Annotated in this window: 11 protein-coding genes; 10 read left to right on the forward strand and 1 reads right to left on the reverse strand. The window is 70.8% G+C overall.

Features of this window, described 5'->3' with window-relative positions; all coding sequences use genetic code 11:
• Positions 1-99: 99 nt before the first annotated feature.
• From G515_RS20685 to G515_RS0110060, 6 genes are all read left to right on the forward strand, one after another.
• On the forward strand, positions 100-924 hold the full coding sequence (locus G515_RS20685; protein WP_051218173.1) for an ABC transporter ATP-binding protein: 825 nt from the start codon (positions 100-102) through the stop codon (positions 922-924).
• Complete coding sequence (locus G515_RS20690; protein WP_211221007.1) at positions 921-1,712, forward strand: ABC transporter permease; 792 nt, start codon at positions 921-923, stop codon at positions 1,710-1,712. Before G515_RS20685 ends, G515_RS20690 begins: the two co-directional genes overlap by 4 nt.
• Positions 1,713-1,720: 8 nt before the next feature.
• The gene (locus G515_RS0110040; protein WP_028660030.1) at positions 1,721-2,812 is read left to right on the forward strand and encodes an ABC transporter substrate-binding protein; all 1,092 of its coding nucleotides are present in this window, start codon (positions 1,721-1,723) and stop codon (positions 2,810-2,812) included.
• A 153-nt stretch (positions 2,813-2,965) separates the two neighbouring features.
• Positions 2,966-10,597 carry a DUF7927 domain-containing protein gene (locus tag G515_RS22685; protein ID WP_051218175.1) on the forward strand — a complete coding sequence of 2,544 codons (7,632 nt, stop codon included), beginning with the start codon at positions 2,966-2,968 and terminating at the stop codon, positions 10,595-10,597.
• A gap of 91 nt (positions 10,598-10,688) precedes the next feature.
• Positions 10,689-11,777 (forward strand): redox-regulated ATPase YchF, encoded by a 1,089-nt coding sequence (ychF, locus tag G515_RS0110055; RefSeq protein ID WP_028660031.1) that lies wholly within the window; start codon positions 10,689-10,691, stop codon positions 11,775-11,777.
• Between the two features lie 135 nt (positions 11,778-11,912).
• A complete protein-coding gene (locus G515_RS0110060; protein WP_028660032.1) occupies positions 11,913-14,603 on the forward strand; it encodes a winged helix-turn-helix domain-containing protein in 2,691 nt (896 codons plus the stop codon).
• Here G515_RS0110060 and G515_RS0110065 read toward each other — a convergent pair.
• Entirely contained in the window at positions 14,576-15,190 is a 615-nt protein-coding gene (locus G515_RS0110065) for a hypothetical protein (protein ID WP_028660033.1), read from the reverse strand. The genes G515_RS0110060 and G515_RS0110065 overlap by 28 nt on opposite strands.
• 337 nt (positions 15,191-15,527) lie before the next feature.
• Here G515_RS0110065 and G515_RS0110070 point away from each other — a divergent pair, with 337 nt between their 5' ends.
• From G515_RS0110070 to G515_RS0110085, 4 genes are all read left to right on the forward strand, one after another.
• The gene (locus G515_RS0110070; protein ID WP_036555312.1) at positions 15,528-16,664 is read left to right on the forward strand and encodes an aminopeptidase P family protein; all 1,137 of its coding nucleotides are present in this window, start codon (positions 15,528-15,530) and stop codon (positions 16,662-16,664) included.
• Positions 16,665-16,808: 144 nt separating this feature from the next.
• Positions 16,809-18,287: a glutamate/gamma-aminobutyrate antiporter GadC gene (gene gadC / locus G515_RS0110075; RefSeq protein WP_028660035.1), complete on the forward strand. Its 1,479-nt coding sequence runs from the start codon at positions 16,809-16,811 to the stop codon at positions 18,285-18,287.
• The gene (locus tag G515_RS0110080; RefSeq protein WP_028660036.1) at positions 18,284-18,730 is read left to right on the forward strand and encodes a hypothetical protein; all 447 of its coding nucleotides are present in this window, start codon (positions 18,284-18,286) and stop codon (positions 18,728-18,730) included. The genes gadC and G515_RS0110080 overlap by 4 nt, the downstream gene beginning before the upstream one ends.
• Positions 18,723-20,075: a dipeptidase gene (locus tag G515_RS0110085; RefSeq protein ID WP_028660037.1), complete on the forward strand. Its 1,353-nt coding sequence runs from the start codon at positions 18,723-18,725 to the stop codon at positions 20,073-20,075. The genes G515_RS0110080 and G515_RS0110085 overlap by 8 nt, the downstream gene beginning before the upstream one ends.
• Positions 20,076-20,079: the final 4 nt, after the last annotated feature.

The raw sequence follows: 20,079 nt of genomic DNA on the forward strand, positions 1-20,079 counted from the left end.
CCCGGGCGGCCCGCCCGGGAGGAACGGGCGTCGGTGGGCTCGGATAGGTTGCGGAGGTCCGAGGGCACGCACCGGCCCATGGCAGGGAGGAGCGCACCGATGTCGGTCCCCGCGATCGCGGTCCGTGGTGCCTCGCGCGTCTACGCCTCCGCCGACCGGGCGCCGGTGGAGGCTTTGGGTGCGGTCGACCTCACCGTCGATCGCGGCCGGTTCGTAAGCGTCATCGGGCCCAGCGGCTGCGGCAAGTCGACCCTGTTGCGACTCGTGGCGGGGCTGGAGAGTCCCGACACCGGCTCGATCGAGGTGGGCGGGGAGCCCCCGGAGCGTGCCGCGGCAGCCAAGCGACTGGGCCTGGTGCCGCAGCGCCCCGCGCTGCTGCCCTGGCTCTCCGTGCTCAAGAACGTCACCCTGCCGGCCCGGATGAACCGTCGCGCCGACCGCGGACGCACCCTCCCGGACGCGGCCGAGCTCCTGCGCAAGGCGGGGCTGGGCGAGGCGATGCACGTACTCCCCGGTGAGCTCTCCGGCGGCATGCAGCAGCGGGCCGCGATCGTGCGCGCCTTCGGGCTGCACCCCGACGTCCTGCTGATGGACGAGCCGTTCTCGGCGCTCGACGAGTTCACCCGCGAGGCCCTCCAAGAACAGCTGCTCGACCTCTGGGAGGAGTTGCGCGCCACCGTGCTCTTCGTGACCCACTCCATCAGCGAGGCGATCCGGCTCTCCGACCAGGTGGTCGTGATGGCTGCCCGGCCCGGGCGCATCCTCGAGGTGGTCGACATCGATCTGCCCCGCCCGCGCACCCAGGACCTCGTCCTGAGTCCCGACTTCCACGACTACGAGGTGGTGGTCCGGCAGTACCTCCGCGATGCGTTCGACCACGAGCATCAGTTGCCGCGTCGTCGCGATGGGGGAGATCCCCGATGAGCGAGGTACGCCGCGGGGTGCGGCTGTTGCACCCGCGCTACTGGGCCCCGGCGGTGGTCATGCTGCTGGTGCTGCTCGCGCTGTGGACCGTGGGGGCCGAGCGGCTGCCCTACCTGTTGCCGCCCCTGAGCGACCTGTGGGACACGCTCGCCGGCGATCCGGCGTACTTCCTGCGCCATGCCGGGGTGACTCTGGGTGAGGCGCTGGGCGGGTTGGCGATCGGCTTCGTCGCCGCGTTCGTGCTCGCCGTGCTCGTCAGCGAGTCCGTGCTCGCCCGCAGGGCGATCATGCCGGTGGCCGTGGTCCTCAATGTCACGCCGCTGGTGGCGATCGCGCCGGCCCTGGTGGTGGCCTTCGGGTTCGGTCCGGCGCCGAAGCTGATCGTGACCGCGCTGATCTGCTTCTTCCCGATCCTGATCAACACTGCGGCCGGGCTCCGCTCGGTCTCCCGCGAGGTGCTGCAGGTATTCCGGACCGTGCATGCATCCCGCTGGGAGCTCCTGCGCCATCTCCGGATCCCGACCGCGCTGCCCTTCGTCTTCGCCGCGCTGAAGATCGTTTTTCCCCTCTCCATCGTGGGCGCGGTGGTCGCCGAGATGTCGGCGGCGGGCTCCGACGACGGACTCGGCACCGTGATCCTGGTGGCCTCCTCGATGAATCGTCTCGCCGTGGTGTGGGCGGCGATCGTGGTGCTGGCCGTGATGGGATCCTTGCTGCTGCTGATCGTGACGGTGGCAGAACGCCGCGTCCTGCACTGGCACGAGTCGACCGCCCGCCCCTCCCGCTAGGAGAACCGATGACCTTCCGCCCCTCCCGGGCACTTGCCGGCGCCGCGGCGCTGGCGCTCCCGTTCGCGCTGCTCGCCGGTTGTGGCGGCGATGAGGAGGACTCCGGGGCCACCGGCGGGGCGGTCTCCGCAGAGAGGTGCAGCGACAACGAGGCGGCCGGCACCATCACCTACCTCACCGGCTATCACTACCAGGCCTCCGCCTCGATCCTGGAGGTGATGGCGGCCGAGGACCTGGGCTACTTCGACGACCTGTGCCTCGACGTGGAGATCCAGCCGGGTCCCGGGGACACCTCGCAGAACGCCAAGCTGGTCGCCAGCGGGCAGGTCCAGCTCACCGGCCTGTCCCAGCAGGACGTCATCAGCGCGAACGCCAACGGGCTCGCGATCACCGGCATCTCGTCGTACTCCAACTCCGGGCTGGATGTCTTGATGACCGGCACCGACGTCACCGAGCTCACCCAGCTCGACGGAGCCACCATCGGCCACAAGGGCTGGATGCCGATCGCGGTGCAGGGGATGCTGGAGAAGGCCGGCGTCGACTACGGGTCGCTGAAGCTGGTCAAGGTGGGCTACGACCCCACCGTGCTCACCCGCGGCCAGGTCGACGGCCTCACCGGGTTCGTCTCCAACGAGCCCAACCAGCTCGCCCGCGCCGGTGAGGAGATCACCGTCTGGCAGCCGAGCGACCTGGACGTCCCCGGATCGCTGGGAGCCTTCTCGGCCAACCCCGACTTCCTCGCCGAACACCCGACCGCCGCCCAGGACTTCCTCCGAGCCTCGTTCAAGGCCTTCCAGTACTGCGCCGAGGAGAACAACGTCGAGGAGTGCATCGACATCCAGGGCGAGTACGCCGGAGCGGAATCCGACCCGGAGCACGAGACCGACGTGTGGACCACCGAGTCCGAGGTGGCGGCCGAGGATCCGCTGCCGGTGCGGTGGGGCGGCATCGACACCGCCAACGTGAGGCAGTTGGCCACGCTGATCACCACTTACGCCGGCCAGCAGATCGCGCCGGCCGACGCCGTGGCGGACTTCGACCCGTCGGTGGCCGAGGCGGTCGTCGACGAGTCCGGCAAGGTGATCTGGCCGGCGCCCTGACCGGCCCCGCGACCGAAGGCCGCCCACGCCCGGCGGGACGTGGGTTGTGCTGTGGGCCACATGTGACTTGACCCGGCGAGTGTGCGCTGTGCCACAGTGGGTCGGTGACCGGCCGACGGGGAGGGCGTCAACCCGCGGCTCGCTGGGGCCCTGATGGTTGAGGCGGTCCGGGCCTGGGCCGGGGGCCGAGTCGGACGTCGCGCCGGTCGGTCGGCTCGACACTGGAGGAGCCGCCTGCTCGGCGTACTGGGCTCGCTGACCCTCCTCACCGGCCTGGCCAGCGTCGTGGTGCTTCCGGTGGTCGAGACCCCATGGACTCCCGCGCCCCCGGCCTCGGCGGCCCCCGGCAGCCCGGGCGTCATGGAGTCGCCGGAGACCTTCTTCTTCGAGGACTTCGAGAACACCACCTGGCCCGAGCCCGTCGGTCCCACCCAGATCGGCACGAACCCGAACGCCTGGGACGCCGGCGACCACGTCCAGACCCTCACCGCCTACCCGTACGGCGCGAGCCCGGGAGACGCGGGCTACCAGCCCGGGTACACCAACGACTCAGGGGCCACGTACATCGCCGACGAGATCTGGGCTGCGGGCGCCAACTGCAACGGCCTGGTCATGGCGGCGCACGGATCGGTCAGCTATGCCAACACCAGCAACGACGTCCCGCTGCCGAGCACCCCCGCCGCCGCCGACTGTCGCTTCGCAGGCACCGGCAGCGGCCCGAACCGGTGGTTCAACTCGAACCGCATCAATGCGAACGGGATGGGGCAGTACATGCTCGGCAACATCTCCGGCGCCCCGTACCCGTACGCCGGAGGTCTGGTGCCACTCCCGACCAGCTCGGTGGTCAATCACGTCGTCACGTCGTTCACCAATGCCGTCCAGCCGCAGACGGCGGGAACGATGCTGGAGCTGGCCGAGCCGATTCCCGTCGATGCGGGCCGGTTCTACCAGTTCTCGGTCGACATCGCCTCGCAGAGCTGCGTCAACAGCGGCAACGGCGCCAATCCGCAGTTCTATCTCACCCAGGCCGACGGCTCGGAGTCGACGGCGTTCACGACCCCGCCTGACACCTGCAGCGGAGCCACGGCCAGCTCGTTCGGCCAGCTCGGACCCGGGGGTGGGTCGACGGCCCTCGGCCAGCAGCGGACCGTGCGGGTGGGCACCTGGGTGGGCGACACCGCGCTGCGCTCGACCGGTGACGCGATCGGCCTGCGGGTCGACAACTTGGACGGCTCTCCCGCGGGCAACGACACCGCCTTCGACAACATCATGATCCTCGACACGACGCCCAAGCTCGACAAGGAGTTCACCCCCGCGGTGGCCCCGGTGGGGTCGCCGGCCCAGCTCACCTTCACCGTGACCAACACCCACGCACCGGGTGATCCGGACACCCCCTCCGGCCCGAAGGTCGACTTCGCCTTCACCGACACCCTCAGCGACCCGGACCTGCTGCTGACCGGCACCTCCTCGACCACCTGCGGTGACGGTGAGGTGACGGTCGACGCCGCCACCGGCACGGTCGAGCTGATCGGCGGGGATCTCGTCGGGCCGGACCCCGTCACCTGCACCGTCACGGTCGGCGTGACCGCGGACGTGGAGGGCACCTTCAGCAACGGACCCGGCGACATGGAGCTCACCGGTCTGAACCCGCCGGGGGAGGCCGAGATCTCCTTCGTCGAGGACAGTCTCGAGTGCAGCGCGAGCGCATACCTGTTCCAGAACGTCCCGGTCGACGTCTTCGAGGTGGACCTGCTCACCGGCGCCTACGACGAACTGCACCCGGACCTGTACGACCAGGGCATCAACGGCGTCGGCTACAACCTGCTCGACGACTACCTGTACGGCGCCGTGACCGGAAGCTCCCCGACGCGGATCGTGCGGGTCAGCGCCAGCGGCACGGTGACCGACCTCGGCACGCCGCCCGACTGGGGCGAGGTCGCCAACCCCCAGACGACCTACAACGTCGGGGAGTTCGACGACGAGGGACACCTGTGGCTCGCGAACGGCGGCTCGGGATCGCCGCTGCGCTGGGTCGAGATCGACCTCGACCCCGACTCGGCCACCTACCTCCAGGTGCTGGCCTCCGGGTCGGCGGGCCTTCCCGGTGTCACCACGGGGATCTACGACTGGGGCTTCGACGCCGCGACCGGGACCTTCCTCTCGCTGGCCCCGGCGAGCAGCGGTGGTCCCCGCATCGTGCGCTTCGACCCGGCCGACGGCAGCCTGAGCGTCGTCGGCGTCCCCGGCGCGCTGGTCGGGCCGAACGGCGCGGCCAACCCGCAGGCGAGCCCCTGGGGAGCGGCGTACACGACGCCCGACGGCTACCTCTACCTGGCGAACAACCAGACCGGCCAGATCTGGCGGGTCGACATGGCGGCCCCGACCAGTGCGGAGTTCTTCTCCTATGGTCCGACCTCCTCCAACAATGACGGAACCCGCTGCCCGACCGCGCCGTTGCCCATCGACTGGGGAGATGCACCGGACAGCTACGGCACGCTGCTCGCCAGCGGCGGCCCCTACCACGGCGTCGGCGACGCCGAGGAGCCGCTGCTGAGCATCGGGGAGTCGGTCACCGACGAGCCGGACGGGCAGCCTGCAGCCTCGGCGGCCCTCGATCAGGACGACGCGTTCGCCACGGACCCGACGGTGACCATCGACGCCGCCGAGACGAGTCTGAGCATCCCGATCGCGAACAGCTCCGGCGAGTCGGCCGCGCTGGTCGGGTGGATCGACTTCGACCACAGCGGCACCTTCGAGGACGACGAGCGGGCCGCGGTCGATGCGGGGATGACGTCGGGGGACGACGTGCTGACCTGGACCGTGCCCGCCGACGCCGTGCCCGGCGACTCCTATCTGCGGCTGCGCACGGTGCTCGGCGACGCGGACGCACTGCCGACCGACCCGACCGACATCGGTCCCGGTGTCGAGTCCGGAGAGGTCGAGGACTGGCCGATCACGCTGAGCGAACTGCCCCTCGACCACGGTGACGCGCCGGACTCGTACGGCACGTTGACCACGTCCGGGGGTGCGAGCCACGCCGTCGTGGACTACGACGAGGCGACGAACACCGCACCGCTGATGCTGGGCGATGAGAACACCGTGGACACCGAGGAGGACGGCGTTCCGACCCTCGGTGCGGACGGCGACGACCTCGCGGGTGTGGATGACGAGGGTGCGGTCACCGAGCCGGTGACCGCCGAGCTCGGCGAGGAGGTGGTGCTCGACGTCCTGGCGACCAACGACTCGACGAGCGACGCCACCCTGGTCGCCTGGCTGGACGGTGACCAGTCCGGCACCTTCGACCCCGGCGAGGCCAGTGCGGCGGTCACCGTGCCCGCGGGCAGCGGGGCGCTGACCTACCCGGTAACACTTCCCGCGGCGAGCGTGCCGGGCGATTCCTACCTTCGGGTGCGCCTGTTCGACGGCGCCAACGGCGACCCGCAGCCGACCGGCGCGTGGACCGGCGGTGAGGTGGAGGACTACCTGGTCGCGGTCGTGGAGCCCGAGCTGTCGGTGACCAAGACCTCCGATGCTGGCGGCTCCGTCCTGCCCGGCGACGTCCTCACCTACACGGTCACCGTCGAGAACACCGGGACGGCCGAGTTCACCGAGGCCGACCCGGCGTCCCTCGCCGACGACCTCGCCGACGTGCTCGACGACGCGACCTACAACCTGGATGCGACGGTGACCCCGGACCAGGGGAGTGTCGCCTTCGACGAGCCGACGCTGACGCTGACCTGGGCGGGGCCGCTGGCGGTGGGGGAGACGGTGACCGTCACCTACACCGTCACGGTGGACGCCCCACCCGCGGGCGACGCGGTGCTGGAGAACACGGTGGTCGCGCCGGACTCCAGCTGCGGGCCGGATGTGGACCCCGCCGACCCGGCCTGCACGGTGAGCACCCCGGTGCGGTCCCTGGAGATAGAGAAGACCTCCGACGCGGTCACGGAGATCCTCCCGGGCCAGAGCATCGGCTACTCGTTCACCGTGACGAACACCGGCGGCTACGACTACACGGCAGCCGACCCGGCGACGGCGGTCGACGACCTATCGGCCGTGCTAGACGACGTGGCCTTCAGCGGCGAGGCCACCGTCGCCCCGGACCAGGGCACGCTCGGCTACGCCGCGCCGGTGCTGTCATGGAGCGGTCCGCTCGCGGCCGGTGAGTCGGTGACCGTGACCTACACGGTCACGCTCGACGATCCGCTGACCGGCGACGACATCCTGACCAACACCGTCAGCGGCCCGGCCGAGTCCAACTGTGGCCCGGGAGCCGACCCGGCCGACCCGGACTGCACCGTCGTGCTGCCGGCCCCGGGGCTGGACATCGTCAAGACGGCGACGCCGGACACGGACCCGCTGCTGCCGGGCGGCGCGGTGGACTACACGGTCGTGGTCACCAACACCGGCGAGAGGGACTACACCGCCGCCGCCCCAGCGCAGGTCCTGGACGATCTGACCGGCGTGCTGGACGACGCGACGTACAACGACGACGCTGTGTCGGACCCGGACCTGGGTGCGCCCGAGGTCACCGGCGCCGAGCTCGAGTGGTTCGGCCCGTTGGCGGTCGGCGAATCGGTCACGATCACCTACTCGGTCACGGTGGACGACCCACCGGGCGGGGACGGCGTGCTGACCAACGCGGTGACCGGACCTCCTGAGTCGAACTGTCCGGAGGGCACCGAGGAGGGTTGCACGACCACGACGCCGGTGCGGACGCTCGCGATCGCCAAGACCTCGGACGCGGCCGCCGAGGTGCTGCCGGACGACACCGTGACCTACACGGTCCAGGTGAGCAACCCGAGCACGGTGGCCTACACCGCGGCCGACCAGGCGGGGTTCAGCGACGACCTGTCGGCGGTGCTGGACGATGCGACGTTCCTCGAGGGTTCGATCGTGGTCGACCCGTCCCAGGGCGCGGCGTCCCTCAGTGGCACGACACTGGCGTGGTCGGGGCCGCTCGCGGCCGGCGAGACGATCACGGTCACGTACTCGGTCGTCGTGGACGATCCGCCGGGCGGTGACGGCGTGCTGACCAACGCCGTGACCGGACCTCCTGAGTCCAACTGTCCGGCGGGCACCGAGGAGGGGTGTACGACGACGACGCCGGTGCGTTCGGTGGGTATCGCCAAGGCCTCCGACGCGGTGGGTGAGGTGCTGCCGGGCGACACGGTGACGTACTCGGTCGAGGTGACCAACACCGGTGGCGTGGACTACGTCGGCCCGGACTCGGCGCTGACCGTGACCGACGACCTGTCGGCCGTTCTGGACGATGCGACCCTCGACGAGGCGTCGATCGTCCTCGCGCCGGACATCGGCACGGCGGCCCTCGCCGGCCAGACGTTGACGTGGACCGGGCCGCTGGCGGTCGATGACAGCGTCACGATCACCTACACGGTCGACGTGGACGATCCGGTTGCCGGTGACGGTGTGCTGACCAATGCCGTGACCGGTCCGCCGGAGTCCACCTGCGCCGAGGGCACCGAAGAGGGCTGTACGACGACCACGCCGGTGCGTTCGGTGGGGGTCGTCAAGACCTCCGACTCGCCGTCGGGCGTGATCGCGGGCGACCAGATCGCCTACACCATCGAGATCGCCAACACCGGCGGGTTCGCCTTCACGGCGCAGGATCCGGCGACGGTGGCCGACGACCTCTCGGCGGTGCTGGACGACGCAACCCTCGTCGAGGGCTCGATCGTGGTCGACCCGGACCAGGGCAGTGCGAACTACGACGAGCCGACCCTGACCTGGACGGGTCCGCTGGCGGTCGGCGACACGGTGACCATCAGCTACACCCTCACGGTGGCCGACCCGGTGAGCGGGGACGGGGTGCTGACCAACGCGGTCGTGGGCGGCGGGTGCCCCGACCCCGCGGTGACCGACCCGGACGCCCCGGCGTACGACCCCGACTGCTCGACGCAGGTGCCGGTGCTCGAGGCCGGCCTGGAGGTCACCAAGACCTCCGACGCCGGGGCCGAGGTCGTGCCGGGCGACACCGTGACCTACACGGTCACCGTGGACAACACCGGCGAGGTGGCCTACCCGGCCTCGGCGCCCGCGACCGTTTCCGACGATCTGTCGGGGGTGCTGGACGACGCCTCGTTCGTCCCGGGCTCGATCGTCCTCGCGCCGGACATCGGGACTGCGGCCCGCACCGGCCAGAGGTTGACCTGGTCCGGCCCGCTCGCCGTGGGCGGGACCGTGACGATCAGCTACGCCGTGACGGTCGACGACCCGCCGGGCGGGGACGCCGTCCTGGCCAACGCCGTCGTGGCCCCGGGATCGAACTGTCCCGCCGGTGCGGAGGATCCGGCGTGTACGACGAGCACGCCGGTGCGCGCGCTCACGATCGAGAAGACCGTGGACGGTGCGGCGGAAGTGCTGCCGGGCGGCACCGTGACCTATGCGGTGACGGTGACGAACACCGGCGGGGTGGGCTATCCGGCGGACGCACCGGCAGTGGTCTCCGACGATCTGGCGGGGGTGTTGGACGACGCCTCGTTCGACGAGGGCTCGATCGTGGTGGAGCCCGGCCAGGGCAGCGCGTCCTACGACGAGCCGACGCTGACCTGGACCGGGCCGCTGACCGTGGGCGAGAGCGTGCGGATCAGTTACTCGGTGACGGTCGAGGATCCGATGACCGGTGACCGGGTGCTGACCAATGTCGTGACGGGTCCTCCCGAGTCGTCCTGTGTGGAGGGCACGGAGGCGGGGTGCTGGGTGGTGGTGGAGCCTCCGCCGGGCGCCAGTCCCCGCACGCTGAACATCACCAAGTCCGACGATGCCGACGGTGCTGTGCTGCCGGGCGACGTGGTCACCTACACGGTGACCGTCGAGAACCCCGGCTCGATCGCTTACACCGAGGAGAGCGCCGCGGCGGTCCAGGACGACCTCGCCGACGTGCTCGACGACGCGACCTGGAACGACGACGCGGCGGCGGTCCCCGCCGGCGGCACGGTGAGGTTCGAGGAGCAGACCCTGTCCTGGTCAGGTCCGCTGGGCCCGGGCGAGAGTGTCACCCTCACCTACTCGCTGACCGTCGACGCGCCAGTGCGCGGTGACGGGCTGCTGACCAACGCCGTGGCCGGTCCCGCGGAGTCCAACTGCTTCCCCTCCTCCGACCCGGCTCCGGCCCGAGCGGTGGGCGGGGTGGCGAGGCTAGCTCCGGAATGCCGCAGCACCGTCGCGGTGCGCCAGTTCGAGGTGTCCAAGCAGGCCCAGCCGCACCGAGTGTCACCGGGTGGGGACGTCGCCTACACGCTCACGGTGCGCAACACCGGTGGGGTCGACTATCCGGCGGACGAGCCGGCCGTGGTGCGGGACGACCTGTCCGAGGCGCTCGACGACGCGGCCTGGAACGGCGACGCCGCGGCCGACACCGGCGAGGTCTCCTTCGCTGGACCGCTGTTGCGCTGGTCCGGTCCGCTGGCGGCGGGCGAGACCGTGACGATCACCTACTCGCTCACGGTGAACCGGCCGAGTACCGGTGACGCGGACATGGTCAACGCCGTGGTCGCGCGCTCACCCGGCGGCCTCTGCCTGGACGGCGAGGACGACAACTGCGTGACGACCAGTACGGTCGCGCCCACGGACTCGCCCGACCCCGGTCCTGACCCCGGCCCCGGTGCCCAGCCGCCGGGTCCCGGACCGGGAGCGGGAGGACCCGGGGGATGGCTGCCCGACACGGGCGCCGGGAGGCTGGGCCTCGCCCTGCTGCTCGTCGTACTGTTGCTCGGCTCGGGGGGCTACCTGATCCGGCGTGGTCGGCGGGCACCCGGCTCCTGAGCGTCGGCGGTGGAGACGCAGGAGGGCCGGATCCGCTCACCCGCGGCGAGGGATTCGGGGGCGGACCCGCAGCGCCGTAGACTTCACGCCCGTGGCTCTCACCATCGGCATCGTCGGTCTCCCCAACGCGGGCAAGTCGACCCTCTTCAACGCGCTCACCAAGAACGACGTCCTCGCGGCGAACTACCCCTTCGCCACCATCGAGCCGAACGTCGGCGTCGTGGGCGTGCCCGACGACCGGCTGCCGAAGCTGGCCGAGATCTTCGACTCGCAGCGGATCCTGCCGGCGACGGTGGAGTTCGTCGACATCGCCGGGATCGTCGCCGGCGCCTCGCAGGGGGAGGGGCTGGGCAACAAGTTCCTGGCCCACATCCGCGAGTCCGCGGCGATCTGCCAGGTGACCCGTGTCTTCCGCGACGAGGACGTCACCCACGTCGACGGCAAGGTCGACCCCGGGTCGGACATCTCCACCATCTCCACCGAGCTGATCCTCGCCGACCTCCAGACCGTCGAGAAGGCGGTCCCGCGGTTGGAGAAGGAGGCGAAGGGCAAGAAGGACCTGGCCCCCGTCGTGGCCGCGGCGAAGCAGGCCCAGGAGGCCCTCGAGGCCGGTACGCCGGTCATCACCCTGCTCCAGTCGGGAGCGCTCGACGCCGAGCACGTCCGCGAACTGCAGCTGCTCACCGCCAAGCCGTTCCTCTTCGTCTTCAACTGCGACGCCGACGAGCTGGCCGACGAGGAGCTCAAGGCGAAGATGCGCGACCTGGTCGCGCCCGCCGAGGCGATCTTCCTGGACGCCAAGTTCGAGGCCGAGCTCGTGGAGCTGGGCGATGACGAGGAGGCCCGCGAGATGCTCGCCGAGATGGGCGTCGAGGAGCCCGGTCTCGACGTACTCGCCCGGGTCGGCTTCGACACCCTCGGCCTGCAGACCTACCTCACCGCCGGTCCCAAGGAGACCCGCGCCTGGACCATCAAGAAGGGCGCCACCGCCCCCGAGGCCGCCGGCGTGATCCACACCGACTTCCAGAAGGGCTTCATCAAGGCCGAGATCGTCTCCTTCGACGACCTCGTGGAGGCCGGGTCGATGCTCAAGGCCAAGGAGGCCGGCAAGGTCCGCATGGAGGGCAAGGACTACGTCATGGTCGACGGCGACGTGGTGGAGTTCCGCTTCAACGTGTGACGCCGCCCGCATCAAGGTGCACCGCGAGGGAGCAGCTCCCGAGAGCCGCGTCCGGCTGAACGGCGCGATCCTCGCCTCCTGGCAGGCGGCGAGCGCTACTGTGAACCGAGTCCCCCGAGCGTGGGAGTGGCAGACGTGGGCGCTGAACCCGATATCCCGACCGGGTCGACCGGGTCGACCGATGCGACCGCGCGGCCGCGGGATCTCCGTACGACGATCTACCAGGCCAAGCTGCGGCCCGCGGTCAATCCCGGGCACCTGGTGCCGCGTCCCCGGCTCGTGGAGCTCCTGGACCGGCTCGCGACCGCACCGCTGACGCTCGTTTCCGCCCCGGCGGGGTCGGGCAAGACCTCGTTGCTGCGGGAGTGGGTCGAGGCCACCGACCTTCCGCATGCCTGGCTCTCGATCGACGAGACGGACCGTGACCCGGCGCAGCTGTGGCTGGGAGTTCTGGCCGCGCTCGAGGGCATCGCCCCCGGGTGCGCGGAGCCGGCGACCGACGAACTACGCCTCCAGCGCTCCGTCCTGGGCGCCGTGAGTGCCCTGCTCGACGACCTCGAGACCCGTTCCTACTCGCCGCGCGTGCTCGTGATCGACGACCTCCAACTGGTCGACGGTGACGAGGCCGTCTCCGCTTCCCTGTCGGTCTTCGTGCAGCACCTGCCGGCCTGGCTCCACGTGGTCGTCGCGAGCCGCCGTACTCCTCGCCTCCCGGTGGACCGACTTCGCGCCAGGGGACTGATCGGCGAGCTCCACTTCCCCGAGCTGCGGTTCTCCGTGGACGAGGCGGCGGAGATGTTCAGGCGGTTGGCGCCCTCGCTACCCGACGACCGGGTGAAGGAGGTCGCCGTCCGGGCGGGGGGATGGGCGGCCAGCATCCAGCTCGCCGCGATCGCGGCACGCTCGGTCGACGCCCAGGCCACGCTCGGCGTACCGCCCGAGGACGAGGGCGTGCGATTCCTCGAGGACTACATCTGGCACGAGGTGCTCGCCGGCGAACCGGCGGAGGTCGTGGACGCGCTGCTCTCGACCGCGGTGGTCGAGCGGGTGGAGCCCGCACTGGCCGAGATCCTGACCGGCCGGCCCGACGCCGCGGCGCTCCTGGAGGAGGCCGAGGTCCGTGGCCTGTTCGTGACCCGGTTCGAGCCGTCCGGTGCCTATGAGATGCATGGTCTGGTGCGCGAGGCGCTGCTCTCGGTGCAGCGGAGGAGGGCGCCGGAACGTCTCGTCGAGTTGCACCGGCTCGCGGCCGGTTGGTTCGAGGCCGACGGCGCACCCGTCCCTGCTCTGGACCACCTGCTGCGGGCCGGCGAGCCACGCGAGGCGGTCCGCCTGCTCGCACGGACCGTGACGACGCTGTACGAGACCGGGCGGGAGGCCACCATCCGGCACACCCTCGCCGCCCTCGAGGGGCGCCTGGCTCCCGAGGACCTGGCCGCGAACGTCGAGCTCGCCTGGTGCCAGCTGTACGTCGACCGGGAGGCGTTCCGGCACACCGTCGAGCACCTCGCCGGCTGGTCGAGGCCCGAGGGAGCCGAGGGCGACGACGTCCTGGCCGCCCGGACGGTGATGGTGCAGGCGCAGGCCGCCTCCCTGCGGGGTGACTGGGCCCAGGGGGCCAGGCTGACGAGGTCGGCGCTCGGGATGTTCGGGGACCAGTGGTTCCTCGACCCCGCCGGCAAGGTCAGCTGGAGCCTGATCGCGCGCGAGATCGCCCTCGCGGAGCGCTGGGAGGACTCCGCGCCCGAAGTGCGCCACGTCACCGCCGCCGTCAGCATCGTGCCGGAGCGGCGACTCAGCCTGGAGGGCACCCGGGCGCTGGGCCATGCCCTGGCGGGGCGTCCGGTCGACGCGCTGCGGGTGATCTCCGGTGCACGCCGGGCGTCAGACCTGGCGAACACGGCGATGCTGCGCGCGGAGCTATCCATCGCGGAGGCGGTGGCCCAACGCGAGCTCGGTGACCTGGTGGGCCGGACGTCGGTGCTGCTGGAACTGGCGGAGACCGAGTGCGACCCGTTGCCCTACTGTCGGCTGCTTGCCTGTCTGGAGCTGACCCGGGCATGGCTGGATGAGGGCAACCTCGATTCCGCGCGTCGGTCCTTCGGCCAGGCGGTCGAGATCGTGGACACCGAGGTGACCGCGGCCGGCGCCCGGACCTGGCTCGCCCGCGTCGGCGTCCTGGTGGCTCTGGCGACCGGGCAGCTCGAGGAGGCGCGCACCTGGGCCGCCCAGGTCGAGGACCCGTTCTGGGCGTGTGTGAAGCGGGCCCGGGTCCTGATCGCCGAGGGCGATCGAGGCGTCGCCTTCGACGCGCTCAAGGAGGCCGAACCCCGCTGTGAACGCCACCGCGTGGTGCTCGCGCTGCTGCTGAGCCGGACCACTGCCGACCGTACCGAGGCCGAGACCCAGCTGCTCGAAGCGGCACGGCTCGCCGCGGAGCACGGACTCGTCCAGACGGTGGTCTCCGAAGGACCCGAGGTGGTCGACTCCATCGAGCGGCTCGCCTGGCAGCTGCCGGCGCCGTGGCTGGCCCGGCTACGGAGCCTGCCGGCGTCCGGGGCGGCGGCCCCGGTCGCCACGGTGCCGCTGGACCTGATCGAGGAGCTCACCGAGCGGCAGCTGGAGATCCTGCGGATGCTGCCGAGTCGCCTCACCCTGCGGGAGATCGCCGACCAGCTCTACATCTCCGTGAACACGCTCAAGTTCCATCTCAAGGAGATCTACCGCAAGCTCGGCTGCGGTTCGCGCGCGGAGGCGGCCGAGATGGTGCGAGCGCTGGTCAGTCTGAGGCGGCAGGGTCAGCCGTCGAGGACCACCCGTCGTTGAGCCTCGTACTGCTCGAGGGTGAGCAGGCCGCGGTCGACGAGATCGGCGAGGGCGTGGAGTTGCGCCACCGGATCGACGGCGTTCTCGGCCCGGCGGTCGGTGGCCGGGCTCCGGCCCAGGAGGTCGGGACGCTCGCCGACCGCCGTCCGGGCCAGTCCCAGGAGCACACGCTCCCGGCCGATCCGCTCCCCGGCGACGAGCAGCCCACCCGAGGCACGGGCCGCGGTGGCCAGCCCACTCGCCCAGCGGTGCTCGACGAGGAGGAGCAGGGCGGCTCCATCCTGTCCGATCGTGCCGCCGGCCAGGGCGATGTCGTGAGCGCTCAGCCGCAGCCGACCGTCCATGATCCTGCCCAGTTCCGCCAGCGCCTGCACGTCAGCGGGCGCCTGCTCGCGGACGCTGGTCCGGCCGGCGGCACGGTCGAGGAGGACCACGTCGATCAGTCGCACCACGCCTTCCGCGACCAGACCCGACATCGTGCGTGCCACCTCTTCGGCGTGATCGAGTGACCGGACCGAGACCAGCAGGTACTCGATCAGGTCGGTGTCGATGGCGAGCGTCTCGTCGTCCTGGACTGGGTCGGACATGGGCGCCTTCTCGGTGACCGGCGATGGATGGCGGACATGGGCATGCTCGCGCTGGACGGGGTGGAGCGGCACCACCCGGGAAGGGATGGCCGCGGGCCCTGCCTACCCGCGACCCCGCACCCCGTCGGTCCGCGAGTGCCTCATCCATCGGCCCGATGGCATGGGGCTCAGCGTCCGGCGCTGCCCTGGAACCGCGCCGACCCTCACGTTCACCCCCGTTGGGGTGGTGCGGGCCCACCCGGCACCGAGTGACCCTCTGCCGGGGGGGCCGCCGGCCCGCGCCACGTGTCGATGCCCGACACAGTTCGTTCTCTGCACATGACAGGAGGGTCGCCCGGTGAGTGTGAGCACTGACCCGTCACCGTCTCCGTTCACGCACGAGGACTACGGGAGTCGGATGGCGCGGTCCGGCGACGCGGCGCGGGCGGTGGGCCTGGACGGCCTGATCGTCACGCCCGGCCCGGATCTCGTCTGGCTCACCGGTTACCGGCCCACCGCGATCACGGAGCGACTGACCATGCTGGTCATCGTTCCCGGACACCGACCGACCCTGTTGGTGCCGGCCCTCGAGCGGCCGGACGCGGAGGCCGCCGACGGCGCACCGGTCCTCGAGATCGTCGACTGGACCGACGGCACGGATCCCTACCAGGTCGCCCGCGACCTGGTCTCCCCGGAAGCGGAGTACGGCATCTCGGATTCCACCTGGGCCATGCACGTGCTCGGGCTCCAGCGAACGATGCGTGCGACCGCCTATCGAGCACTCACCGAGTGCCTGCCGATGCTCCGGGCAGTGAAGGACGCCGCCGAGCTCACCCGCCTGGCCGCGGCCGGTGCGGCCGCGGACGCGACGTACCAGGAGATCGTCCACCTGCGCTTCGCCGGTCGACGCGAATCCGAGGTAGCCGCCGATCTCGCCCGGCTGCTGACCGAGTTCGGTCACGAGCAGGTCGACTTCACCGTCGTGGGTTCGGGACCGAACGGAGCCAATCCCCACCACGAGGCCGGCGAGCGGGTCATCGGGGAGGGCGACATGGTCGTGCTGGACTTCGGGGGGCTGCGTTACGGCTACGGGTCCGACACGACCCGGACCGTGGTCGTCGGGGAGCCCACGCCCGAACAGCATCGGGTGCACGACATCGTGCGCGAAGCTCAGTCCGCGGCGTTCGAGGCGGTCCGACCCGGGGTGGCCTGCCAGGAGATCGACCGCGTCGCCCGAGCGGTGATCACCGAGGCCGGGTACGGCGAACAGTTCCTCCACCGGACCGGCCACGGCATCGGCGTCACCACCCACGAGCCGCCGTACATGGTCGAGGGCGAGGAGCAGCCGCTCCGGCCGGGGATGTGCTTCTCGATCGAGCCGGGGATCTACCTCGCCGGGCGCTTCGGTGTGCGGATCGAGGACATCGTCACCGTCACCCCCGAGGGCGGCGCCCGGCTGAACAACACCGACCACGGACTCAGGGTCGTCGAGTAGGCGCGCGGATGACGACGAACCCGGCCACCGGGCCATGGACCCGACCGACACGGTGAAGGGATCGATGATGCTGACCACTACCCACTCCTCCTGTGCGACCGGGCCCCACGCGGGCGCGCTCGCCCGCTCGAGGAGACGATCGCGATGAGCGCCACCGACGTGCCTGACCGCTCGGCCGCACCTGGCGAGCCGCCGTCCGCATCCGCTGGGCGGGGCAAACCGCCGGCGGCTGCCTGGATCTCCTGGATCGCGCTGGCGATGATGACCACCAGTTCGGTCGCCAGCCTCCGGGCAGCGCCCACGATGGCCGTCTACGGCCTGGCGTGCGTTTTCCTGTACCTGCTCCCGGCGCTGGTTTTCCTGCTCCCGACCTCGCTGGTCTCGGCCGAGCTCGCCTCGGGCTGGAAGGGCGGCGTCTACAACTGGGTGTCGGAGGGGATCTCCAAGCCGATGGGGTTCCTGGCCGTGTGGTGCCAGTTCGCGATGACGATCTTCTACTACCCGAGCCTGCTGGGCTTCGTCGCGAGCACGCTGGCCTACGTCTTCAATCCGGCCCTGGCCAGCAGCGGGGTCTGGACGGCGTGCGTGATCATCGTCGTCTACTGGAGCGGGGTCTGGATATCCTCGCGCGGCACCAAGGGGGTCGCCGGCCTGGCCAGTGCGGGCCTGATCATCGGGACCCTGATCCCCGGTGCGGTCCTGATCCTGCTCGCCTCGATCTTCCTCGGGCAGGGGAACGAGTCGGCCGCGCCGATGACCTCCGACCACATCTTCCCCGTCTGGGCGGGTCTTTCCAGCCTCGTGCTCATCGTCAACAACTTCCTGTCCTACTCGGGCATGGAGATGAACGCCGTGCACGTCTCTTCGCTGAAGAACCCGGGCAAGGAGTTCCCCAAGTCGATGTTCCTGGCGATGGGCTTGGTCCTGGTCATCTTCATCCTCCCGGCACTCGCGATCAGCTGGGTCGTGCCGGCCGAGGAGCTCTCCCTCACCGCCGGCGTGATGCAGGCCTTCGACGCCGTCTTCGCCAATTTCGGCACCCAGTGGCTGACGCCGATCGTCGGAGTGATGCTGGTGACCGCTTCGCTCGGCGGCATGCTCACCTGGCTCGCCGGGCCCTCGAAGGGCCTCCTCCTCATCTCCCGTCAGGAGGGCTACCTGCCGCCGTTCCTCCAGAAGCTCAACAAGAACGGCGTCCAGCAGAACATCCTGGTCGTGCAGGGCGTGCTCACCACGGCGATCGGCCTGATGTACGCACTGATCCCCGACGTCTCCAGCGCCTACTGGATCTTCTCGGTGATCACCACGCAGGTGTACCTGATCATGTACCTGCTCATGTTCGTCGCTGCGATCCAGTTGCGGCGGAAGCATCCGGAACACCCACGCGGGTACCGGGCCCCGATGCTGGTCGGCCTGTGCGGCATCGGGTTCGCGGCCTCGCTCGCGGCCCTGCTCGTCGGCTTCATCCCGCCCTCCCAGTTTGGGGGAGGCAACCCGATCATCTACCTCCTGATCGTCGGCGGCGGTGCCCTCGGACTCGGACTCCTCGTCCCGTTCCTCTTCTACAAGTTCCGCAAGCCCTCGTGGCGGCAGCCCGAGGTCACGGAGGTGAATGAGTCATGAGTGTCATGGAGGAGACCCAGTCCCGGGGCGAGCGGCTCTTCATCTATGCGGTGGTCGGGATCGCGGTCGTGGTGCTGGTGATCGTCGGCCTGGTCACCTTCAGGGGCGTCGGCGATGCGCGCACCGCAGACGCCAAGGCGGATGAGCTGATCGCGGCCTTCGAGGACGCCGGTCTCACGGCCCCGGACAAGGACCGGGTCGTGAACCTGCTCGGCGATGACGGGGGCGCCGTGTGCGCGAGTCCGAACGAGGCGCTCAACAAGGCCACCTTCCTGGCCCAGTTGGCCAACGGCGCCTCCGGTCCGGGGGCGCGGCCGGTGGTCGTGGACCGGCTGGTGTTCCAGGGACAGGTGTTGATCATGCAGACCTACTGTCCGGAGGAGGTCGAGGCGTTCCAGTCCTTCGTCGATGACCTCGAGACCGATGAGGTGGCCGGTGACTGAGCCGGAGTTGCGCGCCGCGGTCGCCGGCCTGATGCCGCGGGCCAGGGAGGAACTGGCTGAGCTGGTGGCGATCAGGTCGGTGGCCGATCCGCGACAGTTCGCGCCCGAGGAATGTGAGCGCGCGGCGAAGTGGGTCGCCGAGAGGTTCGCCGACCTGGGGTTCGACGACGTGCACCTGGCCGAGACCAGCGACGGCAGCGAGGCGGTGGTCGGGTCCCGGCCGTGTGCGGACCCGAGTGCGCCCACGGTGCTGCTCTACGCCCACTACGACGTGCAGCCCCCACTCGACGACGGGGCCTGGCGCACGCCGCCGTTCGAGCTGACCGAGGTCGAGGGCCGCTGGTTCGGACGTGGGGCCGCGGACTGCAAGGGCAACATCGTGATGCACCTCGCCGCGCTCCGGGCACTCGGAGAGATCCCGGTGAATCTCAAGCTCGTCGTCGAGGGATCCGAGGAGCAGGGAACCGGTGGCCTCGAGGACTTCGTGGCCACACATGCCGAACTGCTGCGCGCCGATGCCATCCTGGTCTGCGACACCGGCAATGCCGCCGTCGGACACCCCGCGCTGACCGTGAGCCTGCGGGGGATGGTGAACGTCGTGGTGACGGTCGACTCGCTCGCCTCCGAATTGCACTCCGGCATGTTCGGAGGGGCCGCGCCGGATGCGCTGGCCGCCCTCATCTCGATGCTGGCGACCCTGCGCGACGCGCGCGGCAACACCACCATCGACGGCCTGGCCGACGACGGGACATGGACCGGTGAGCCCTATCCCGGTGAACGGTTCCGTGCCGACGCCGGCGTGCTCGACGGGGTCGTCCTGCTCGGGGACGGCAGCGTCGCCGACATGCTCTGGGCGCGACCGGCCGTCACGGTGCTCGGCCTCGACGCACCACCGGTGGTGGGGTCCGCGGCCGCGATCGTGCCCAGCGCGGCGGCCAGGCTCAACCTCCGGATCCCGCCCGGAACCACGGTGGAGCAGGCCCGGACCGCCCTGACCGAGCACCTGGAGGCCGCCGCCCCCTGGGGCGTCCGGGTCCGGGTCGCCGTCGAGGCGACCGGGGCACCGTTCCAGGCCACCGACGACGGTCCGGCGTACCGCGCGATGATGGCCGCGATGGAGGAGGCCTACGGCGTGCCCAGCACGAAGCTCGGGCAGGGCGGCTCGATCCCGCTGTGCAACGTGTTCGCCGACACCTACCCGGAGGCGGAGATCATCCTGATCGGCGTCGAGGAGCCGCAGGCACTCATCCATGCGCCGAACGAGAGTGTCCATCCGGACGAGATCGCCCAGATGGCACTCAGCGAGGCGCTCTTCCTCCAGCGGTACGCCGCGCGGGAGGGATGAGCCG

Origin of the sequence: Nocardioides insulae DSM 17944, assembly GCF_000422825.1 — a bacterium.
In the GTDB taxonomy this organism is placed as follows: domain Bacteria; phylum Actinomycetota; class Actinomycetes; order Propionibacteriales; family Nocardioidaceae; genus Nocardioides; species Nocardioides insulae.

What these genes read in the sequence shown, in the direction of transcription:
- G515_RS20690 (WP_211221007.1), top strand. Translation starts at nt 921, where the DNA reads ATGAGCGAGGTACGCCGCGGGGTGCGGCTGTTGCACCCGCGCTACTGG.
- G515_RS0110080 (WP_028660036.1), top strand. Translation starts at nt 18,284, where the DNA reads ATGAGTGTCATGGAGGAGACCCAGTCCCGGGGCGAGCGGCTCTTCATC.
- G515_RS22685 (WP_051218175.1), top strand. Translation starts at nt 2,966, where the DNA reads ATGGTTGAGGCGGTCCGGGCCTGGGCCGGGGGCCGAGTCGGACGTCGC.
- G515_RS0110040 (WP_028660030.1), top strand. Translation starts at nt 1,721, where the DNA reads ATGACCTTCCGCCCCTCCCGGGCACTTGCCGGCGCCGCGGCGCTGGCG.
- G515_RS0110065 (WP_028660033.1), bottom strand. Translation starts at nt 15,190, where the DNA reads ATGTCCGACCCAGTCCAGGACGACGAGACGCTCGCCATCGACACCGAC.
- gadC (WP_028660035.1), top strand. Translation starts at nt 16,809, where the DNA reads ATGAGCGCCACCGACGTGCCTGACCGCTCGGCCGCACCTGGCGAGCCG.
- G515_RS20685 (WP_051218173.1), top strand. Translation starts at nt 100, where the DNA reads ATGTCGGTCCCCGCGATCGCGGTCCGTGGTGCCTCGCGCGTCTACGCC.